This is a genomic window from Rhizobium sp. NPDC090275 (assembly GCF_044772225.1).
Lineage (GTDB): Bacteria > Pseudomonadota > Alphaproteobacteria > Rhizobiales > Rhizobiaceae > Rhizobium.
Window position 1 is genome coordinate 74,896 of sequence record NZ_JBIVYL010000017.1, and the last position, 18,633, is coordinate 93,528.

Below are 18,633 nucleotides of genomic sequence, written 5' to 3' on the forward strand. Positions count from 1 at the left end.
CTCTACCCAACCTCACCATCAATCCAAAGGAGACACTTCCATGAACCGTCGCATCATCGCCACCCTCGCCCTTGCATTCGCCGCCAGCGTTGTCGCCTATGCGGCAGAAGCCGCCGAGGTGAAGAACATCGTCATCGTCCACGGCGCGCTCGCCGATGGTTCCGGATGGCGCAAGGCAACCGAAATCCTAGAGAAGCGCGGCTTCAACGTCACGATCGTGCAGGAGCCGATCACCTCGCTTGCCGATGACGTCGCCGCCACCAACCGCGTGCTCGATCTTCATGACGGCCCGACCTTGCTTGTCGGCCACAGCTATGGCGGCATGGTCATCACCGAAGCCGGTCACAACGCACATGTCGCGGGCCTCGTCTATGTCGCCGCATTCCAGCCGGACAAGGGCGAAAGCCTGCTGTCGCTGGCAAGCTCCAAGCCGGCGGGCGGCATGAATATACGCGAGACGAAGGACGGGCAATATCTCTACCTCGACCCCGCCGCCTTCGCCAACGACTTCGCCGCCGATTTGCCGAAGGACGAAGCTGCTTTCCTCGCCAAGTCCCAGGTCTTCGCGGCAAAGCAGGCCTTTGCCGCCAAGATCGGCGGTGATCCGGCCTGGAAATCGAAGAAGAGCTGGTCAGTGGTCGCGACCGAAGACCGTTCGATCAATCCCGAGCTCGAGCGCGACATGGCAAAGCGCGCGGGAAGCGCGGTAACCGAGATCAAGGCAAGCCACGCGGTCTTCGCCTCGCAGCCGGACAAGGTCGCGGCCGTTATCGAAGCTGCCGCGCATGAGGCTGGGAAGTAGAGGCTGAGCCTTAGGCTAATGTCTGGACACAGAGACAGGAGGGGAGCGCGGCGACAACGCGCTCCCCTCTTCCGTTCATCTAACCACTCACGACAAGTTCACGGCCAAATGCTCTTGACGCGGCGGCTGCGAGGAATAGTAAGGGCACTACCCAATAACCGTCGGCGCTCACTCAATCGTCTACGCCGACGTTTGCCTCGAAAGCCTCCTATGACACAAAGAACTTCGCATCGCGGACTGGTCGTTGTCGCGATCATGGCAAGCATGGCGATGATCGCCATCGAAGCGACGATCGTCTCGACGGCAATGCCGCAGATCGCAGCCCAGCTCGGCCAGATCAATCTCTATTCGTGGGTCTTTTCATCCTTCCTTCTGACGCAGACCGCGACAACGGTGATCTTCGGCAAGCTGGCGGATATTTATGGCCGCAAGCCGATGCTGCTGGTCGGCATCGCACTGTTTCTGCTGGCCTCCATACTCGCCGGTTTCGCATGGTCCATGCCTTCCATGATCGCGTTTCGCTTGCTCCAGGGGATCGGCGCCGGCGCGCTCCAACCTGTTGCTATGACCGTGGTCGCCGATCTTTTCCCCGGCAACCAGCGTGGCAAGGTGCAGGGATACCTCGCAAGCGTCTGGGCACTGTCTGCCGTCGTCGGGCCGCTTCTCGGCAGCATCATCATTCATAACCTCCCATGGGCCTGGATCTTCTGGATCAACGTACCCGTAGGGCTTCTGGCGGCGCTGTGCTTCATGCTCTTCCTGCACGAGGAAAAGCGTCCGCGCGTCGTCTCCATCGACGTTCTTGGCGCCGCACTTTTTGCCGTCTCGATTTCCGCGCTGATGATCGCGCTCACCGAGGTAGAAAACGGCCTCTCCAGCTACACCGTCGCAGCTTTCGTCGTCTTCCTTTTCGCGCTTGTCGTCTTCATCTGGCAGGAGCGTCGCGCCGAAGCGCCGATGGTCGCCCCGGACCTGTGGCTGAGACGACCGATCGCCTTTGCCAACCTGGCGGTGTTTTTCGCCAGCATGTCGATCATGGGGCTGACGACCTTCCTGCCGATGTATGTGCAGACCGTGCTCGATCGCTCGCCACTTGTCGCCGGCTTTGCCCTGACCATGCTGCTGCTCGGCTGGCCCTGCGGGGCAACGATCGCGTCGCGGCAGTTTACCCGCTTCGGCCTGCGCCCGATCATGATCGTCGGGAGCCTGTTCATACCGGTTGGAACCTGCCTGCTCGTGCTGCTGGCGCCATCAAGTTCTCCGGTGCTGGCAGCTACCGGCTCGCTTATCATGGGTTTCGGTATGGGCTTGCTGAATATCGGTGCCCTCATCCTCACGCAGGAAAGCGTGACTGCGTCCGACCGGGGCAGCGCCACCGCCTCCAACGTATTCTCCCGCAACCTCGGCAGCACGCTCGGCGCCGCGGTGTTGGGTGCCGTTCTGACCTATGGTCTGGCCCATGCCAACAATGGACAGGCGATCACGCCTGAGCAATTGCGGGCTCTGCTGAACGGCACCGGCGCGGCGCTTGGCGGCAGCGATGAGATCCGCCTAGCGCTGCAGCAAGCGCTTCACGCGACCTTCATGGTGATGATGCTCATCGCGGTGTTGATCGTCCCGGCGTGCCTGCTGGTGCCACAGCAGCAAGCACCGCAGGCGGAACCGAAGCGCGCCTGATTGGCTGGCCAGGCACGACAGTCATTTCGGCACGGTTCGCGTAGTGCATTTTGAGAACAGCTATATTGTTGGATCGGCCAGTTCCCTGGCCGATCCAATTCTTTAGGCGGCGCCGTGAAACATCGCGGCGACAGCTAGATCAGAATTCTTCCCAGTCGTTCTGCGCGACGGCGACAGCGGCGTTTCCACCTCTGAAGCTGGACGTCAATCGCTGGGTCAACGCTCGCGCCGGCGACGCCACGGGCCGCGATGCTTCGGTCGCGGAACCAAGCGACACTTGCGCGGATGGACGGCTGCGCTGATCAAGCGTGAACTGACCGAGAAGCGTGTTCAGAGCGCTGGCTTCCTTCGCCAAGCTGTGGCTGGCGGCGTTCGTCTCTTCGACCATGGCTGCGTTCTGCTGCGTGCCCTGGTCCATAGTGTTGACGGCGGTATTGATCTCCTGGATACCCGTCGACTGCTCGCGTGCCGCCTCGACGATCGCCCGGACGTGCTTGGTAATCTCGGTCACTTCCGCTTCGATCTGCACCAGCGCCGTACCGGTTTCGCCGACGAGATTGACGCCGGTGTTGACCTGATTCTCGGAGGTCGTGATCAGGAGCTTGATTTCCTTCGCGGCCTTGGCCGATCGCTGGGCAAGTTCACGAACCTCCTGGGCGACGACCGCGAAGCCCTTGCCGGCTTCGCCAGCACGCGCCGCTTCAACACCTGCGTTCAGGGCAAGCAGGTTGGTCTGGAACGCGATGTCGTCGATCACGCCGATGATGTTGCTGATTTCGCCGGATGACTTGGCGATCTCGTTCATGGCGGCAACCGCGTTGCGGACAACGCCACCCGACTTCTCGGCGCCGGAGCGCGTGCGTTCTACAAGTATGCTAGCCTCTTCCGCCCGCTTGGTGGAGTCGCGCACGGTCGTGGTGATCTGTTCCAGTGCGGCAGCAGTCTCTTCCAGCGAGGCCGCCTGCTGTTCAGTGCGGCGAGCGAGATCGTCGGCAGCGGACCGAATTTCGGCGGCGCCGGAATTGATCACGCCAGCGTTCTTGCCCACTTCCTGAAGTGCCGCCTGCAACTTGTCGAGCGACATGTTGTAGCTGTTGCGCAGCGCATCAAGATGATCCACGAACGGCTTCGAAATGCGGTGGGAGACATCGCCGTCGGCGAGACGGCTGAGGCCGAGGGCGAGCGCTTCGACGGCTTCCCTAGTGTTGGCGGCATCCTGCTCCTTGGCGGTTTCACGTGCGCGACGCTCCTGGTCCGAAAGCGAGCGACCTTCATCCGCCTCGCGTTCGAGACGCGAGCGCTCAAGTGCGTTGTCGCGGAATACGGCAACAGCGGCAGCCATCTGACCAACTTCGTCCTTGCGCTCCAGACCTGGTGTCTCGCTGACGGTATCGCCCGCTGCCAGTGCCCTCATGCGCTCCCTCAGGCGATCGATCGGCGCTGTGATGCCGCGCGAAGCAACGAAGAGGCCGAGAAGGATGATCGCGACCAAAGCGACACCCAACGCCGACAGGCCGGTAACAATTGTATCGTCGGTTGTCGCCTGAAGATCGGCCGTTCCCTCTTCCATCATCTTGATCAGCTGGTCATTTCCGCCCGCAAACAACGGGAGAATGGCCGTCAAACGATTGCCGGCTTCACGCATGACGCCGACAGCTTCGTCACGCTTCCCCTCTTTCACCAAGGTGATGACCCGCTGTCCGAGTTCATCGAATGCAGCGATCGCGGTCAACATTGCCGCGGCGGGCTCGGCACGAGACTGCACCAGACGACCGGTCGTCGCGATGCGCTCCTTCATCAGAGCCAGATTGTCGTTGTAGATCTTGATCGATGCAGCGAATTCCGGCGATGCTGGATCGTTGATCATCATCAGGCCCAGCTGGAAGCCAAGCTGCAGGAGGCCACCGGTGGCTCAGGCATTGAGAGTAGCAGCCATGCTCTCGTGCGACAGGAAGCTTGCATAGCGACTGTCGGCATTTTTGAATTGCATGCTGACATAGGCAAGGCCGGCGATGGCAGTGACACCCATCAAGGCAATCACGGCGACAATTTTCGTGCGAATTTTAGCGTTTTGGAGAAAGCTCATAGAGAGGCCTGACGGGACGCCGGCATGGCTGTCTGTCATCGACACGCGCAGAGCCGCGATGCCGCGGGCCAGGCGAGACATAAGCATTTGCCGATATATGAAGGGTCATGGCAGCAGAACTCCCACCCTCATGGCGAAATAGCTCCTCCCAGGCTGCCGATGCGAATTTGTCATATGATTAGTTTACTAAGTATTTAAAACTTTATCTTTTACGGCGATAAAGCCTCGTCATTGCAAGATAATTGCCACGTAGGTCATTGGCCAGACGACACTCATTGCGACCAAAGGCAACTATAGAAAATTTCGCCACGTCAACACGAATTGCCCATATTTTGCGCACTTCAATATTTGCTTGATTTTTCGGCCGGTCTCCCGCATTTCAGAAATGCAAGATTGACGCCCTCGTGAACGGAATGCTGACTGCCAGTGGCAACGTCTCAACCTGCCAAGTCCAGCCTGAATGTGCTGGTTATCGATGAGAACAGCATTCGGGCCTCCATCATCGAACTGGGGCTGCGCGAAGCCGGGTACCAGCGGGTCACCGTCGTCGACGACATGAACGGGCTGGCGCGGCGCATCGAGGAGATCAACCCCGATGTCATTGTCATCGATATCGAGAACCCCAATCGCGACATGCTTGAGAGCATCTTCCAGATTTCGCGCGCCGTCGCGCGGCCGATCGCCATGTTCGTCGACAAATCCGACGAGGATTCCATCATCGCCGCCGTCGATGCCGGCGTATCGGCATATATTGTGGACGGCCTGAAAAAGGAGCGGGTGAAGCCGATCCTGGAGATGGCCGTCAGCCGTTTCAACGCCTTCAACCGCCTGCAGCGCGAGCTGGCCGACGCCAAGTCCGCGCTGGAGGAGCGCAAGATCATTGATCGTGCCAAGGGCATCCTGATGAAGATGCGCGGCCTGTCGGAAGACGAGGCCTTCGCTCTGCTGCGCCAGACCGCCATGAACGAGAAGAAGAAGATCGCCGACATCGCCCAGAGCGTCATCACGGCCGCCGGGCTATTGATGTGAGTGTCGACGCCTATCATATGCTTGATGTCCGGAGGAAACCGGGATGGACAAGATCATGACCGACAATGCCAGTGGCAGCCTTGCCGCACCGACAAGCACGGCGACCGAAGGCTCGCGAACGCTGCGCGCCGGCTTCATCCCGCTTGTCGATGCCTCGGTCCTGATCGCAGCCGCGGAATTCGGATTTGCCACCAAGGAGGGGCTGACGCTCGACCTCGTCAAGGATGTCTCCTGGGCCAATGTCCGCGACCGCCTGGCGTTTCGCCAGTTCGATATCGCCCACATGCTGTCGCCCATGCCGGTCGCCTCTGCGCTCGCGCTCGGTTCCAACCCGTCGCCCACGATCACGCCCTTCTCGCTCGGGCGCGGCGGCAATGCGATCACCTTGTCGACGGCGCTGTTCGAGCGGATGCAGCAGGCGGCGCAGCTTGCCGAAACGCCGACCGCGCTCGAAAGCGCGCAGGCGCTAGCGTTGGTCGTGCGCGAGATGAAGGCGCGCGGCGAGCCGATGCCGACGCTGGGCATGACCTACCCCTTCTCCTCGCACAATTACGAGTTCCGCTATTGGCTCGCCGCCGGCGGCATCGACCCCGATAATGATGTGCGGCTGGTCGTGGTGCCGCCGCCGCTGACTTCGGACGCGCTTGCCGCCGGTGCCATCGATGGCTTCTGCGTCGGTGCGCCATGGAACATGATCGCCTCCGAGCGCGGCGTCGGCCGCATCGTCGCTGCGAAGCAGGATATCTGGCCTTCAGCGCCTGAAAAGGTGATCGGCATGCGGCCAGACTGGGCGGATGCGAACCGTGACACCGTTTCCAGGCTGATCGTTGCGCTCGATGCCGCCGCCCGCTGGTGCGACCGTGTCGAGAACCACGACGTGCTGGCTCAGGCGCTCGCCGACCCCCGCTACATCGCGGCCCCCGTAGAGATCATTCGTCATGTGCTGGCAGGCGAGTTCAGCCTTGACGCCAAGGGCAATCGCCGGGTGATCGACGATTACTTCCTCTTCCACGACCGCTTTGCCAACTATCCGCGGCCGAGCCAGGCGCTCTGGATCTACAGCCAGATGGTCCGCTGGGGGCAGGCCGAGATGTCGCTGAACAATGCCCGCGCGGCAGCCTCCGCCTATCGTCCCGATCTCTACCGGGCAGCGCTCGGCCCGGATAGCGCTCCTGCGGATGCCGACATCCGCATCGAGGGAGACGCAGACGGAGACAGGTTCATGGACGGTCACGTCTTCGATCCATCGCGCTTCGCCGACTACGTTTCAGGCTTCGCTGTCCGTAGCGTTCAATCGCCACCGAAGGCCTCGGACGACCACTGATTCTTCACTGCTGTGCACAAATAGCTTGCACACCCGAATGCCGCCACGATGGCATTCGCACAAAACATTGCCATCGGAAAATCAGGGTGAAAAATTAAGCAGATAAGTATCTGCCGATTTTACAGTTTAGTTTCAATCACATAAAATCTCATTTTCTAACTGGCACATCGTTTGCTTCGTTAAAACCGCACCGGTCAACGGCGATCGGGGCGAGATGAGCGCGCGATAAGCGCTCACAAAAGACATCGACGTCGCAAGGCCTTTGCAGTCCGGGACCCTCCCTCCCGATGACGCATCTGCCGAGCGGCGTTTTTTTATTCCCAAAATTCCGGCCAGCACCAAGCAGAGGGAACCTGCGCAATGAGCAAGATAATCACGACCGGCATCACACGTCGCAGCATGTTGAAGAGGACAGCAACCGCAGCCCTGATCACGGCGGTGCGCAGCGCCTTCACGTCAGGCGCCTTTGCCGCCGGCGCCGGCCCCGAAGTGACGGGCGCCAAGCTCGGCTTCATCGCGCTCACCGATGCCGCGCCGCTCATCGTCGCGCAGGAGAAGGGCCTGTTCGCCAAGCATGGCATGCCCGATGTCGAAGTGGCCAAGCAGGCCTCCTGGGGTGCAACGCGCGACAACCTCGTTCTCGGCGGTGCTGCCAATGGCATCGACGGCGCCCATATCCTCTCGCCGCTTCCCTACCTCATGCACACCGGCAAGGTGACGCAGAACAATCTGCCGGTGCCGATGACCATTCTCGCCCGGCTGAACTACGACAGCCAGGGCATCTCGGTTGCCAAGGAATATGCCGATACCGGCGTGCAGCTCGACGCCTCCAAGCTGAAGGCCGCCTTCGAGAAGAAGAAGGCTGAGGGCAAGGAGATCAAGGCCGCCATGACCTTCCCCGGCGGCACACACGACCTCTGGATCCGCTACTGGCTGGCCGCCGGCGGCATCGATCCTGACAAGGATGTGTCGACCATCGTCGTCCCGCCGCCGCAGATGGTGGCGAACATGAAGGTCGGCAACATGGACGTCTTCTGTGTCGGCGAACCGTGGAACGAGCAACTCGTGAACCAGGGCATCGGCTTCACGGCGGCAACGACCGGCGAACTCTGGAAGGGCCATCCCGAGAAGGCGCTCGGCATGCGTTCGGATTGGGTCGGAAAGAACCCGAACGCCGCCAAGGCACTGCTGATGGCCGTGATGGAAGCCCAGCAATGGTGCGACAGCATGGACAACAAGGAAGAGATGTCGACACTGCTCGGCAAGCGCCAATGGTTCAATGTGCCGCCCAAGGACGTGCTCGGCCGCCTCAAGGGCGACATCAACTACGGCAACGGCCGCGTTGCCCAAGGTACCGACCTCTACATGAAGTTCTGGGCCGGCGGTGTCTCCTATCCCTTCAAGAGCCATGACAGCTGGTTCCTCGCCGAGAATATCCGCTGGGGCAAGTTCGCGCCGGATACCGACATCAAGAAGCTGGTCGACGAAGTCAACCGTGAGGACATCTGGCGCGCCGCCGCCAAGGACCTCGGTGTTGCTGCCGCCGACATCCCGGCGTCGTCCTCGCGCGGCAAGGAAACCTTCTTCGACGGCAAGGTCTTCGATCCCGAAAACCCCTCCGCCTATCTCGACAGCCTGACGATCAAGGTCGCGTCCTGATCCGTGCCGCCGGCGTGGACCGCGCCGGCTCTTCCATCCCGCAAGAGGAGCGTAGAATGCCCGCTTTGGCCAAGAAACAAACGATCGCGACATCGGCAACCGCAAAGAACACCGCCACCATCCTGCCGCTAGCAAGGCGCCCGGCCGCCAAGATCAATATCGCGAAGATAGTGGCCACGCTTGCCCACAACGTGCTGCCGCCGCTCGTCGTGCTCGCCATCCTGCTTGGCGTCTGGCAGGTGCTCTGTTCGTCGCCGACGGCCTCGCTTCCCTCGCCGCATCAGGTCTGGCAGGAGAGCTACGACCTCATCGCCTATCCCTTCTTCAACTACGGCTCGCAGGATATCGGGCTTGGCTGGCGCGTGCTGATCTCGCTGCAGCGCGTGGCTTACGGTTTTGGGCTGGCCGCCGTCGTCGGCGTCATCGTTGGCGCCATCATCGGCCAATCGGTCTGGGCGATGCGCGGCCTCGATCCGATCTTCCAAGTGCTGCGCACCGTGCCGCCGCTTGCCTGGCTGCCGCTGTCGCTCGCGGCCTTCCAGAACGCCAACCCTTCGGCGATATTCGTGATCTTCATTACCTCGATCTGGCCGGTCATAATCAACACCGCCGTTGGCGTGCGCAACATCCCGCAGGATTACCGCAACGTCGCCCAGGTGCTGCGGCTGAACCAGATCGAGTTCTTCTTCAAGATCATGCTGCCTTCGGCCGCCCCATACATTTTCACGGGTCTCCGCATCGGTGTCGGCCTGTCCTGGCTGGCGATCGTCGCCGCTGAAATGCTCACCGGCGGCGTCGGCATCGGCTTCTTCATCTGGGATGCGTGGAACTCGTCCCGCCTGCCCGACATCATCGTCGCGCTTGCCTACATCGGCGTCGTCGGCTTCGCGCTCGACAAGCTGGTGGCGGCGGTCGGAACGCTGATCACCCGCGGCGCTTCGGCCAATTGAAGGGAATGACCATGACCGCCTATCTCAAGCTCGACCATATCGACAAGCATTTCGACCGGGCCGGCGTGCGCGCCGAGGTGCTGAAGGGTATCAACCTGACGATCTCAAAGGGCGAATTCGTCTCGATCATCGGCCATTCCGGCTGCGGCAAGTCCACCCTGCTGAACCTCATCGCCGGCTTGACACCGGTCTCCTCCGGCGCCGTGCTGCTCGAAAACCGCGAGGTTAACGCTCCCGGCCCCGAGCGCGCCGTCGTCTTCCAAAACCACAGCCTGCTTCCCTGGCTCACCGTCTACGAAAACGTCAACCTCGCCGTCTCCAAGGTGTTCAGCAATTCCAAGAGCAAGGCCGAGCGCCACGATTGGGTGATGGCGAACCTCGATCTCGTGCAGATGGCGCATGCCAAGGACAAGCGTCCCTCCGAGATATCGGGTGGCATGAAGCAGCGCGTCGGCATCGCCCGGGCGCTCTCCATGGAGCCTAAAATCCTGCTGCTCGACGAGCCGTTCGGCGCGCTCGACGCCCTGACGCGCGCCCATCTGCAGGATGCGGTCATGGAAATCCATTCTCGCCTTGGCAACACCATGGTGATGATCACCCATGACGTCGACGAAGCCGTGCTGCTCTCCGACCGCATCGTGATGATGACCAACGGCCCGGCTGCCAAGATCGGCGAAGTTCTCGACGTGCCGATCGCGCGCCCGCGCAACCGCATCGAGCTTGCCTCCGACCGAACCTACCTCAAATGCCGCGAAGCCGTGCTGAAGTTCCTCTACGAACGCCACCGCTTCGTCGAAGCCGCGGAGTAACCCCATGTCAGAAACCCGCATCGAAAAACTCGTGATCATCGGCAACGGCATGGCGCCCGGGCGCATGCTCGAGCACTTGTTCGAAAAAGCGCCGGGCCAATATCAGGTCACGATCTTCAACGCCGAGCCGCGCGTCAATTACGACCGCATCATGCTGTCGCCGGTTCTATCCGGCGAGAAGAGCTACGAGCAGATCGTCATCCATGGCGACGGCTGGTACATCGACCACGGCATCACGCTCTACAAGGGCCACAAGATCGTCGCCATCGACCGCGCCGCCAAGACGGTGACCTCGGACCACGGCGTGACCGAGAGCTACGACAAGCTGGTGATCGCCACCGGCTCCGTGCCCTTCATCATTCCCGTCCCCGGCAAGGACCTGCCGGGGGTCATTACCTATCGCGATCTCGACGACGTGCAGGCCATGCTGCTGGCTGCGCAATCGCGTGAAAAGGCGATCGTCATCGGCGGCGGCCTGCTTGGTCTTGAGGCCGCGGCCGGCCTCGCGCAGCGCGGCATGGACGTGACCGTGCTGCATGTCATGCCGACGCTGATGGAGCGCCAGCTCGACCCCGCCGCCGGCTATCTGCTGCAGAAGGCCGTCGAGGAACGCGGCATCAAGGTCATCACCAAGGCCAACACCAAGGCGATCATCGGCAATGGCAAGGTCGAGGGCATCGAGCTCGACGACGGTCGCATCATTCCGGCAAGTCTGGTCGTCATGGCCGTCGGCATCCGCCCGAATGTCGGCCTGGCGAAGGAAGCCGGCCTTGCGGTCAATCGCGGCATCGTCGTCGATGACGGCATGCGCACCTCGGATGGCGATATCCTCTCGCTTGGCGAATGCGCCGAAGTCGGTGGCATGGTCTATGGCCTCGTCGCGCCGCTCTACGAAATGGCCCGCATCGCCGCCTCGCACCTTGCAGGCGACACCTCGCCGGCCTTCGTCCATTCGGACACGCCCACAAAGCTGAAAGTCACCGGCATCGATCTCTATTCTCTCGGTGACTTCGCCGATGGCGACGAACGCGAAGAGATCGTGCTGCGCGATGCCACAGCCGGCGTTTACAAGCGCCTGGTGCTGAAGGACAACCGTATCATCGGCACCGTGCTCTACGGCGAGACGGCCGATGGCGCATGGTTCAACGATCTGAAGAAGAAGCAGACCGACATCACCGAGATGCGCGACACGCTGATCTTCGGTCAGGCCTACCAGGGAGGGTCGCCGCTGGACCCTATGGCGGCCGTTGCAGCCTTGCCGGATGATGCGGAAATCTGCGGCTGCAACGGCGTATGCAAGGGCAAGATCACCTCGACGATATCGGCCAAGGGGCTGACCTCCCTCGACGACGTCCGCGCCCACACCAAGGCATCCGCCTCCTGCGGCTCCTGCACCGGTCTTGTCGAGCAACTGATGTCGCTGATGCTCGGCGACAGCTACAATCCGGCCGCCGTGACGCCGATGTGTACCTGCACCGAACTCGGCCATGACGACGTTCGCCGCCTGATCAAGGCCAAGGGCTTGAAGACGATCCCCGCCGTCATGCAGGAGCTCGAATGGAAGACCTCCTGCGGCTGCGCCAAGTGTCGTCCGGCGCTCAATTATTATCTGGTCTGCGATTGGCCGGACGAATATGCCGACGACTACCAATCGCGCTACATCAACGAGCGCGTCCACGCCAATATCCAGAAGGACGGCACCTATTCGGTGGTCCCGCGCATGTGGGGCGGCGTGACGAACGCAAACGAATTGCGCGCCATCGCCGATGTCGTCGACAAGTTCGAGATCCCGATGGTGAAGGTCACCGGCGGCCAGCGCATCGACCTGCTGGGGATCGAGAAGGAAGACCTGCCGGCGGTGTGGGCCGACCTCGGCAAGGCCGGCTTCGTCTCCGGACAGGCCTACGCCAAGGGATTGCGCACGGTGAAGACCTGTGTCGGGTCAGATTGGTGCCGCTTCGGCACCCAGGATTCCACAGGCCTCGGCATTCGCATCGAGAAGTTCATGTGGGGCTCCTGGACGCCGGCCAAGCTGAAGCTCGCCGTCTCCGGCTGCCCGCGCAACTGCGCGGAAGCGACCTGCAAGGATATCGGCGTCATCTGCGTGGACAGTGGCTTCGAGATCCATTTCGCGGGCGCTGCCGGTCTCGACATCAAGGGCACGGAGGTTCTCGGCCTCGTCAAAACCGAAGACGAGGCGCTGGAGCACATCGTGGCGTTGACGCAGATGTACCGCGAGCAGGCCCGCTATCTCGAGCGCATCTACAAATGGGCGAAGCGCGTTGGGCTGGAGGAAATCCGCCGCCAGATCATCGGCGATGCCGACAAGCGCAAGGCCTATTACGACCGCTTCGTCTTCTCGCAGACATTCGCCCAGGTCGACCCCTGGTCGGAGCGCGTCTCCGGCAAGGACAAGCATGAATTCAAGCCGATGGCGACGATCGGCTTTCCCCAGGCAGCGGAGTGATGAGATGGATATGAACTGGATCTCGATCGGCGACGTTTCCGACATCCCGCTGCGCGGCGCCCGCTGCGTGAAGACCCCTCAGGGCAAGATCGCCGTTTTCCGCACGGCGGAGAACGAAGTCTTTGCCATCGAGGACCACTGCCCGCACAAGGGCGGGCCGCTGTCGCAGGGGATCGTGCACGCGAAGGCGGTCACCTGCCCGCTGCATAATTGGGTGATCTCGCTGGAAACCGGCAAGGCACTCGGGGCGGATGAGGGCGAGGTGCGGACCATTCCCCTGAGGAACGAGGATGGGGCGCTGTTTATCGCGTTCGAGAGCTTGATGATGGCGGCGGAGTGATCGGCTGATGGTGGAAATGGCACCCCCCTCTGTCCTGCCGGACATCTCCCCCACAAGGGGGGAGATTGGCTGGGCGCAGCCACTCGCTCCACGCTCACTATTTGGTTGGGGAGCAACCCACGAGTCGATCTCCCCACCTGTGGGGGAGATGTCCGGCAGGACAGAGGGGGGTGACCACGCTCTCGATGACTTGAGGGGACACCCCCATGCCCACTGAAACCAAGACCACCTGTCCCTATTGCGGCGTCGGCTGCGGTGTGATCGCAACGGTCGCCGATAATGGCGCCGTCTCCGTCAAAGGCGATCCCGACCATCCAGCGAACTTCGGCCGCCTGTGTTCCAAGGGCTCCGCGCTCGCCGAAACCATCGATCTCGACGGACGCCTGCTCTATCCCGAAATCGCCGGCCAACGGACGGATTGGGAAGCAGCCCTTGATCTCGTCGCCGACCGCTTCTCGAAGGTGATCGCCGAACACGGCCCGGACTCCGTGGCCTTCTACGTCTCCGGCCAGCTGCTCACCGAGGACTATTACGTCGCCAACAAGCTGATGAAGGGCTTCATCGGCTCCGGCAATATAGACACCAACTCCCGCCTCTGCATGTCGTCCTCCGTCGCCGGCCATCGACGCGCCTTCGGCGCCGATACGGTTCCCGGCGTCTATGAAGATCTTGAGCTCTCCGATCTCGTCATCCTTACCGGCTCCAACCTCGCCTGGTGCCACCCGGTCATCTATCAGCGGCTTGCCGCAGCCAAGGCAGCGCGCCCGGGCATGAAGGTCGTGGTCATCGACCCGCGCCGAACGATGACATCTGATATCGCAGACCTGCATCTGGCCATTCGTCCCGACAGCGACGTCGCGCTGTTCATGGGCCTCTTCGCGCACCTCATTTCGGCCGGGGCGATCGATCAGAACTATGTGGCGGAGCACACCAGCGGCTTCAACGAGGCTTTCGCCACCGCCGCGCTGCTCTCCTCAAACGACATCCTGGAACAGACCGGCCTGCCGGCCATGCAGCTACGTGAATTTTATCGCCTGTTCGCGGCGACCGAAAAAGTCGTCACCTGCTACAGCCAGGGCGTCAACCAATCCTCATCGGGCACCGACAAGGTCAATTCAATCATCAACTGCCACCTCGCCACCGGCCGCATCGGCCGGCCCGGCATGGGCCCCTTCTCGCTCACCGGCCAGCCGAACGCGATGGGCGGTCGCGAGGTCGGTGGCCTCGCCAACATGCTCGCCGCCCACATGTCGATCGAGAACGCCGATGACCGCGATCGCGTCCAGCGTTTCTGGGGCTCTCCGACGATTGCATCGAGGCCGGGCCTGAAAGCGGTCGACATGTTCAGGGCCGTCGCGGACGGCCGGATCAAGGCGCTCTGGATCATGGCGACCAACCCCGTCGTCTCCATGCCCGACGCTGATGCCGTCGAAGCCGCGATCAAGGCCTGTCCCTTCGTCGTCGTCTCCGATGTCCTCAGCGACACCGACACCACCCGTCATGCTGATGTCCTCTTGCCCTCCCTCGGCTGGGGCGAAAAAAACGGCACAGTCACAAACTCCGAACGCCGCATCTCGCGCCAGCGTGATTTCCTGGACGTGCCGGGCAACGCCCGCGCCGACTGGTGGCAGCTGGCCGAGGTCGGACGCCGCATGGGCTTTGACGGCTTTGGTTATGCCTCGCCGGCGGACATCTTTGCCGAACATGCCGCCCTCTCCGCCTTCGAGAATAATGGCAGCCGCGACTTCGACATTGGAGCCTATGCGGGGATCGATGAAGAGGCTTACAATCTCTTGTCGCCATTCCAATGGCCCGCCACGCGGGGATTTACCCCCCTCTGCCCTGCCGGGCATCTCCCCCACAAGGGGGGAGATCACGAGCGGGATGACCGTCGTTTCAAGGCAAACCTTGCGGCCAGTTCAAATGTTGCACCGGTGTCGAGCGACAGCGTCCAGCCGATCTCTCCCCTTGTGGTGGGGTCCGAAGGACGGGGGGAGACCGTTGGCTCGACCCCGCAGGCCGGCAGGCCAGAGGGGGGTGGCGGCAAGCGCTTCTTCGCCGATGGCCGCTTCTACCACCCGGATGGACGCGCACGCTTCATCGCCGTCGAGCCCGCCATCTGCGATCGCACTAATTCCGAGTATCCCTTCACCCTCAACACCGGCCGCATTCGCGACCAGTGGCACACGATGACGCGCACGGGCAAAAGCGCGCGCCTCTTCTCGCATATCGCCGAGCCCTTCGCCGAGCTGCATCCGCGCGACGCGATCGAGATCGGCGTCGGCAATGCCACGCTGGTCGAAATCGAAAGCCCGCATGGCAAGGCCATCGTGCGCGCCTTGATCACCGAGCGGCAGGCGCGCGGCAGCATTTTCGTTCCCATGCACTGGAACGACCAGTTCGCCGCCAAGGCCCGGATCGACGCCGTCGTCGCGCCGATCACCGACCCGGTGTCCGGCCAGCCGGCCTCCAAGAATGTCGCGGTCGCAGCTAGGCATTTCGCCGTTGCCTCCTACGGCTTCGCAGTTTCCGCAACCAGGCCCGAGGGGCTTGACGCTTCCTATTGGGCGCTGGCCAAGGCCGACGGCGGCTGGCGGCTGGAGATGGCTGTCGATCAGCAGGTGGATGACTGGTTGCTCTGGTGTCGCCGCACGTTCGCCATTCCCGAGGAGATCGAGCCGCTCGGTTACGTGGATCGACAATCAGGAGACGTCAGGCTTGCTTTCTTCGAAGGTGATCGGCTTCTGGCGGCCCTCTTCATTGCGCGGCAGCCGGTGGCGGTCGCGCGCAATTGGGCGATTGCGCAGCTTGTCGCGTCGCATGACCAGCCGCGCAAGCGCTTCGCGCTGGTCGCCGGCCGCCCTGGCGCCGACATGCCGGATCCGGGCGCGACCGTCTGCTCCTGCCTCGGCGTCGGCGTCAATCAGATCATCGCCGCCGTGCGCGGCGGTTGCCACAGCGTCGAGGCCATCGGCGCGCAACTCAAGGCCGGAACCAATTGCGGCTCCTGCCGCGCGGAAATCAGGGGGATCATCGATGGATGTCTTGCAGCAGCAGCGGAATGACAGCCCGGCCCGGATGGAGCCGCTCTCCAAGCTGCCGGTTTTCTGGGCGCTGGAAGGCAAGCGCGTCGTGGTGGCGGGCGGCACGGATGCGGCAGCGTGGAAGACCGAGTTGCTCGCGGCCTGCGGCGCTCACGTCGAGATATTTGCCGAAAACCTCAGTGACGCATGCGCGGCCCTTGTCGCACGTAGACCGGAGCATCCATCCGCAAGCGTTTACCACCACCAGCGGGAATGGCGAGCAGAGGACCTCGAACATGCCGCGCTGGCGATTGGTGATTGCGAAGATGGCGACGAAGCTCAACGCTTCTTCGAAGAAGCACGCGCAATGGGCGTACCCGTCAACGTCATCGACAAGCCTGACTATTGCCAGTTTCAGTTCGGCTCGATTGTCAATCGGTCGCCTGTCGTTGTCGCCATTTCGACGGATGGCGCGGCCCCGATCCTCGCCCAGGCGATCCGCCGGCGGATCGAAACCCTGCTGCCGCAGGGGCTGAAGAGTTGGGCGCGATTGGCGCAGGCGCTGCGAGATCAGATCAACGAACGGCTGGCGCCGGGCCCCTTGCGCCGTGCCTTCTGGGAGAAATTCGTCGATCGCGCCTTTTCGAGTTCGGATACGCCGGAGGAGGGCGTTGGCGGGCTGCTTATCGAGGAAGCCGAGCGGCTTCGCGGAGCGCCCGCCCACACATTTCAAGGCCGGGTCACGCTTGTCGGCGCCGGTCCTGGCGACGCGGAGCTGTTGACGCTGAAGGCCGTGCGCGCTTTGCAGGCAGCCGACGTGATCCTGTTCGATGATCTGGTCTCCAGTGAGGTGCTGGAGCTTGCGCGCCGGGAGGCAAAGCGCATGCTGGTCGGCAAGCGCGGCGGCAGTACAAGCTGCCGCCAGGAAGATATCAACGACATGATGGTCAAGCTCGCCAAGGCGGGTAAGCGCGTCGTTCGGCTGAAATCTGGCGATCCGATGATCTTCGGCCGCGCCGGCGAGGAGATCGCGCATCTGGACCGCGAAGGCATTCCCGTCGATGTCGTCCCCGGCATCACGGCGGCAAGCGCGATGGCGTCCCGTCTTGGCATTTCGCTCACCCACCGCGATCACGCGCAATCCGTGCGCTTCATCACCGGCCACTCCCGCCACGGCGGCCTGCCCAAGGATGTGAACTGGGCAAGCGTCGCCGATCCGCGTACCACCACCGTCTTTTACATGGGCGGAAGGACAGCGGCGTTGATTGCCGAGCGGCTGGTTGCGGAAGGACTTACGCCTTCGACACCCGTCATCGTCATGAGTGATGTCAGCCGGCCCACACAGCGTGACTGGCGTGGTTCGCTTGAGGAACTCCACGAGGGGATTGCGATCATCGGGTATGATCAACCGGTGCTGATCGCGGTTGGATCAGCACTCGCCGCGCGCGACGCGTCCAGCCAGAACGGCATACAACCGAAGCTGGATTTGCAGCGTGAAGCCTGCTGATCAGAGACGCTAGACGTTGATAGCCAAATGACGCCGATCGGCAGACGGCTTACGTATATCAGTCTGTTGGTCAGTCGATACAAACGCGGCTATCCCTTGAGAATACCGCCGGTGCTAACGATCGCTTCGGGAGTATCGAGGTCCAATCGCGCCACGTCGCCGAACTCGACGTCGATGATCGGCAGGCCGCATGTCTCGACAATACCGCGCGCGCCCTTGTCACCCTCCAGACGCCGGATCGCATCCTTGAGCGTGCCCGGGAGGATGACCGGATTGCCAGGCTGGCCGTCGGCGACCGAACGAACGATGGAGAGCACATCGGCATCTCGAAAAGCCGCGATCAAGCGATCGAGGTGGTCGGCAGATATCGCCGGCATATCCGCCATCATCACGAGAACCCCATCCGTGTCATCGACGTCAGTCGACGCAAATCCGACCTTGAGTGAACTCGCCATTCCGCTTTCATAGGCAGGGTTTTCGACGATCAGCAGCGGCAGACCGTGCAGCGCCTGCCGGATCTCGGCTTGCCTATGCCCCACGACGACGATGACTGAAGAGGCGCCGGCACCACCTGCGGCAAGCGCAACACGGCGAACGAGCGGAATGCCGTCGAACTCGGCAAGCAGCTTGTGGGAACCACCCTCCCCCATGCGGGTCGCCTTTCCGGCAGCCAGCACCACAATGGCGACAGATCGCTCTTTCATCATCAGCCCTTCGTTTGTATTGCACCCCGCCACGCTTCATATATCGCAAGCTCGCACTTTCAAAACGCCGCTGGTGCTCTTCGGAACCTTCTTCACACCGGCTTGATTTCTACTCCACGCCAAGTTGGTTCAGAACAGTTTGCGACTAAAGGGGCGCTATTCTAGGTTCAGGACCTATTAAATTACTTGTTATGTTGCCTCGGTTTTGATTCACTTGGATTGAACAGAGGGACCGTCATGTGTGATTTGATGTTGT

Annotated in this window: 11 protein-coding genes and 3 pseudogenes; 12 read left to right on the plus strand and 2 right to left on the minus strand. The window is 62.1% G+C overall.

Annotated elements, in window-relative coordinates; all coding sequences use genetic code 11:
- Positions 1-40 precede the first annotated feature (40 nt).
- Entirely contained in the window at positions 41-802 is a 762-nt protein-coding gene (locus tag ACIQUB_RS29640; protein ID WP_402935087.1) for an alpha/beta fold hydrolase, read from the plus strand.
- A gap of 210 nt (positions 803-1,012) precedes the next feature.
- Entirely contained in the window at positions 1,013-2,479 is a 1,467-nt protein-coding gene (locus ACIQUB_RS29645; protein WP_402935090.1) for an MFS transporter, read from the plus strand.
- A gap of 139 nt (positions 2,480-2,618) precedes the next feature.
- Here the strand turns inward: ACIQUB_RS29645 and ACIQUB_RS29650 are convergent.
- Positions 2,619-4,565 (minus strand): annotated as a pseudogene (locus ACIQUB_RS29650) (methyl-accepting chemotaxis protein).
- A 426-nt stretch (positions 4,566-4,991) separates the two neighbouring features.
- On the opposite strand from ACIQUB_RS29650, the gene ACIQUB_RS29655 reads away from it, so the two are divergent.
- From ACIQUB_RS29655 to cysG, 10 genes and pseudogenes are all read left to right on the plus strand, one after another.
- Complete coding sequence (locus ACIQUB_RS29655) at positions 4,992-5,594, plus strand: ANTAR domain-containing response regulator (protein WP_026282923.1); 603 nt, start codon at positions 4,992-4,994, stop codon at positions 5,592-5,594.
- Between the two features lie 43 nt (positions 5,595-5,637).
- Positions 5,638-6,918 (plus strand): CmpA/NrtA family ABC transporter substrate-binding protein, encoded by a 1,281-nt coding sequence (locus ACIQUB_RS29660; RefSeq protein ID WP_402935094.1) that lies wholly within the window; start codon positions 5,638-5,640, stop codon positions 6,916-6,918.
- A gap of 360 nt (positions 6,919-7,278) precedes the next feature.
- Complete coding sequence (locus ACIQUB_RS29665) at positions 7,279-8,577, plus strand: CmpA/NrtA family ABC transporter substrate-binding protein (RefSeq protein ID WP_402935097.1); 1,299 nt, start codon at positions 7,279-7,281, stop codon at positions 8,575-8,577.
- Between the two features lie 56 nt (positions 8,578-8,633).
- On the plus strand, positions 8,634-9,527 hold the full coding sequence (ntrB, locus tag ACIQUB_RS29670) for a nitrate ABC transporter permease (protein WP_402935100.1): 894 nt from the start codon (positions 8,634-8,636) through the stop codon (positions 9,525-9,527).
- 11 nt (positions 9,528-9,538) lie between these two features.
- Positions 9,539-10,336: an ABC transporter ATP-binding protein gene (locus tag ACIQUB_RS29675; protein ID WP_026282922.1), complete on the plus strand. Its 798-nt coding sequence runs from the start codon at positions 9,539-9,541 to the stop codon at positions 10,334-10,336.
- A 4-nt stretch (positions 10,337-10,340) separates the two neighbouring features.
- Positions 10,341-12,803, plus strand: coding sequence for a nitrite reductase large subunit NirB (gene nirB / locus ACIQUB_RS29680; protein ID WP_402935104.1), 2,463 nt, complete (start codon positions 10,341-10,343; stop codon positions 12,801-12,803).
- A gap of 4 nt (positions 12,804-12,807) precedes the next feature.
- Positions 12,808-13,143, plus strand: a complete 336-nt coding sequence (gene nirD, locus ACIQUB_RS29685) for a nitrite reductase small subunit NirD (RefSeq protein WP_402935107.1) — start codon at positions 12,808-12,810, stop codon at positions 13,141-13,143.
- Between the two features lie 206 nt (positions 13,144-13,349).
- Positions 13,350-14,978 (plus strand): annotated as a pseudogene (locus tag ACIQUB_RS29690) (molybdopterin-dependent oxidoreductase); the annotation flags it as partial.
- A gap of 204 nt (positions 14,979-15,182) precedes the next feature.
- A pseudogene (locus ACIQUB_RS29695) lies at positions 15,183-16,208 on the plus strand (molybdopterin dinucleotide binding domain-containing protein); the annotation flags it as partial.
- On the plus strand, positions 16,180-17,673 hold the full coding sequence (cysG, locus tag ACIQUB_RS29700; protein WP_402935110.1) for a siroheme synthase CysG: 1,494 nt from the start codon (positions 16,180-16,182) through the stop codon (positions 17,671-17,673). The pseudogene ACIQUB_RS29695 and the gene cysG, both read left to right, overlap by 29 nt.
- A gap of 89 nt (positions 17,674-17,762) precedes the next feature.
- On the opposite strand, the gene ACIQUB_RS29705 is transcribed toward cysG, so the two are convergent.
- The gene (locus ACIQUB_RS29705; RefSeq protein WP_402935113.1) at positions 17,763-18,377 is read right to left on the minus strand and encodes an NTP transferase domain-containing protein; all 615 of its coding nucleotides are present in this window, start codon (positions 18,375-18,377) and stop codon (positions 17,763-17,765) included.
- Positions 18,378-18,633 lie beyond the last annotated feature (256 nt).

Bases quoted from the DNA above. Each gene is read 5' to 3' on its own strand.
- ACIQUB_RS29665 (WP_402935097.1), top strand. From the start codon at position 7,279: ATGAGCAAGATAATCACGACCGGCATCACACGTCGCAGCATGTTGAAG.
- cysG (WP_402935110.1), top strand. From the start codon at position 16,180: ATGGATGTCTTGCAGCAGCAGCGGAATGACAGCCCGGCCCGGATGGAG.
- nirB (WP_402935104.1), top strand. From the start codon at position 10,341: ATGTCAGAAACCCGCATCGAAAAACTCGTGATCATCGGCAACGGCATG.
- ACIQUB_RS29645 (WP_402935090.1), top strand. From the start codon at position 1,013: ATGACACAAAGAACTTCGCATCGCGGACTGGTCGTTGTCGCGATCATG.
- nirD (WP_402935107.1), top strand. From the start codon at position 12,808: ATGGATATGAACTGGATCTCGATCGGCGACGTTTCCGACATCCCGCTG.
- ACIQUB_RS29675 (WP_026282922.1), top strand. From the start codon at position 9,539: ATGACCGCCTATCTCAAGCTCGACCATATCGACAAGCATTTCGACCGG.
- ACIQUB_RS29660 (WP_402935094.1), top strand. From the start codon at position 5,638: ATGGACAAGATCATGACCGACAATGCCAGTGGCAGCCTTGCCGCACCG.
- ACIQUB_RS29640 (WP_402935087.1), top strand. From the start codon at position 41: ATGAACCGTCGCATCATCGCCACCCTCGCCCTTGCATTCGCCGCCAGC.
- ntrB (WP_402935100.1), top strand. From the start codon at position 8,634: ATGCCCGCTTTGGCCAAGAAACAAACGATCGCGACATCGGCAACCGCA.
- ACIQUB_RS29705 (WP_402935113.1), bottom strand. From the start codon at position 18,377: ATGAAAGAGCGATCTGTCGCCATTGTGGTGCTGGCTGCCGGAAAGGCG.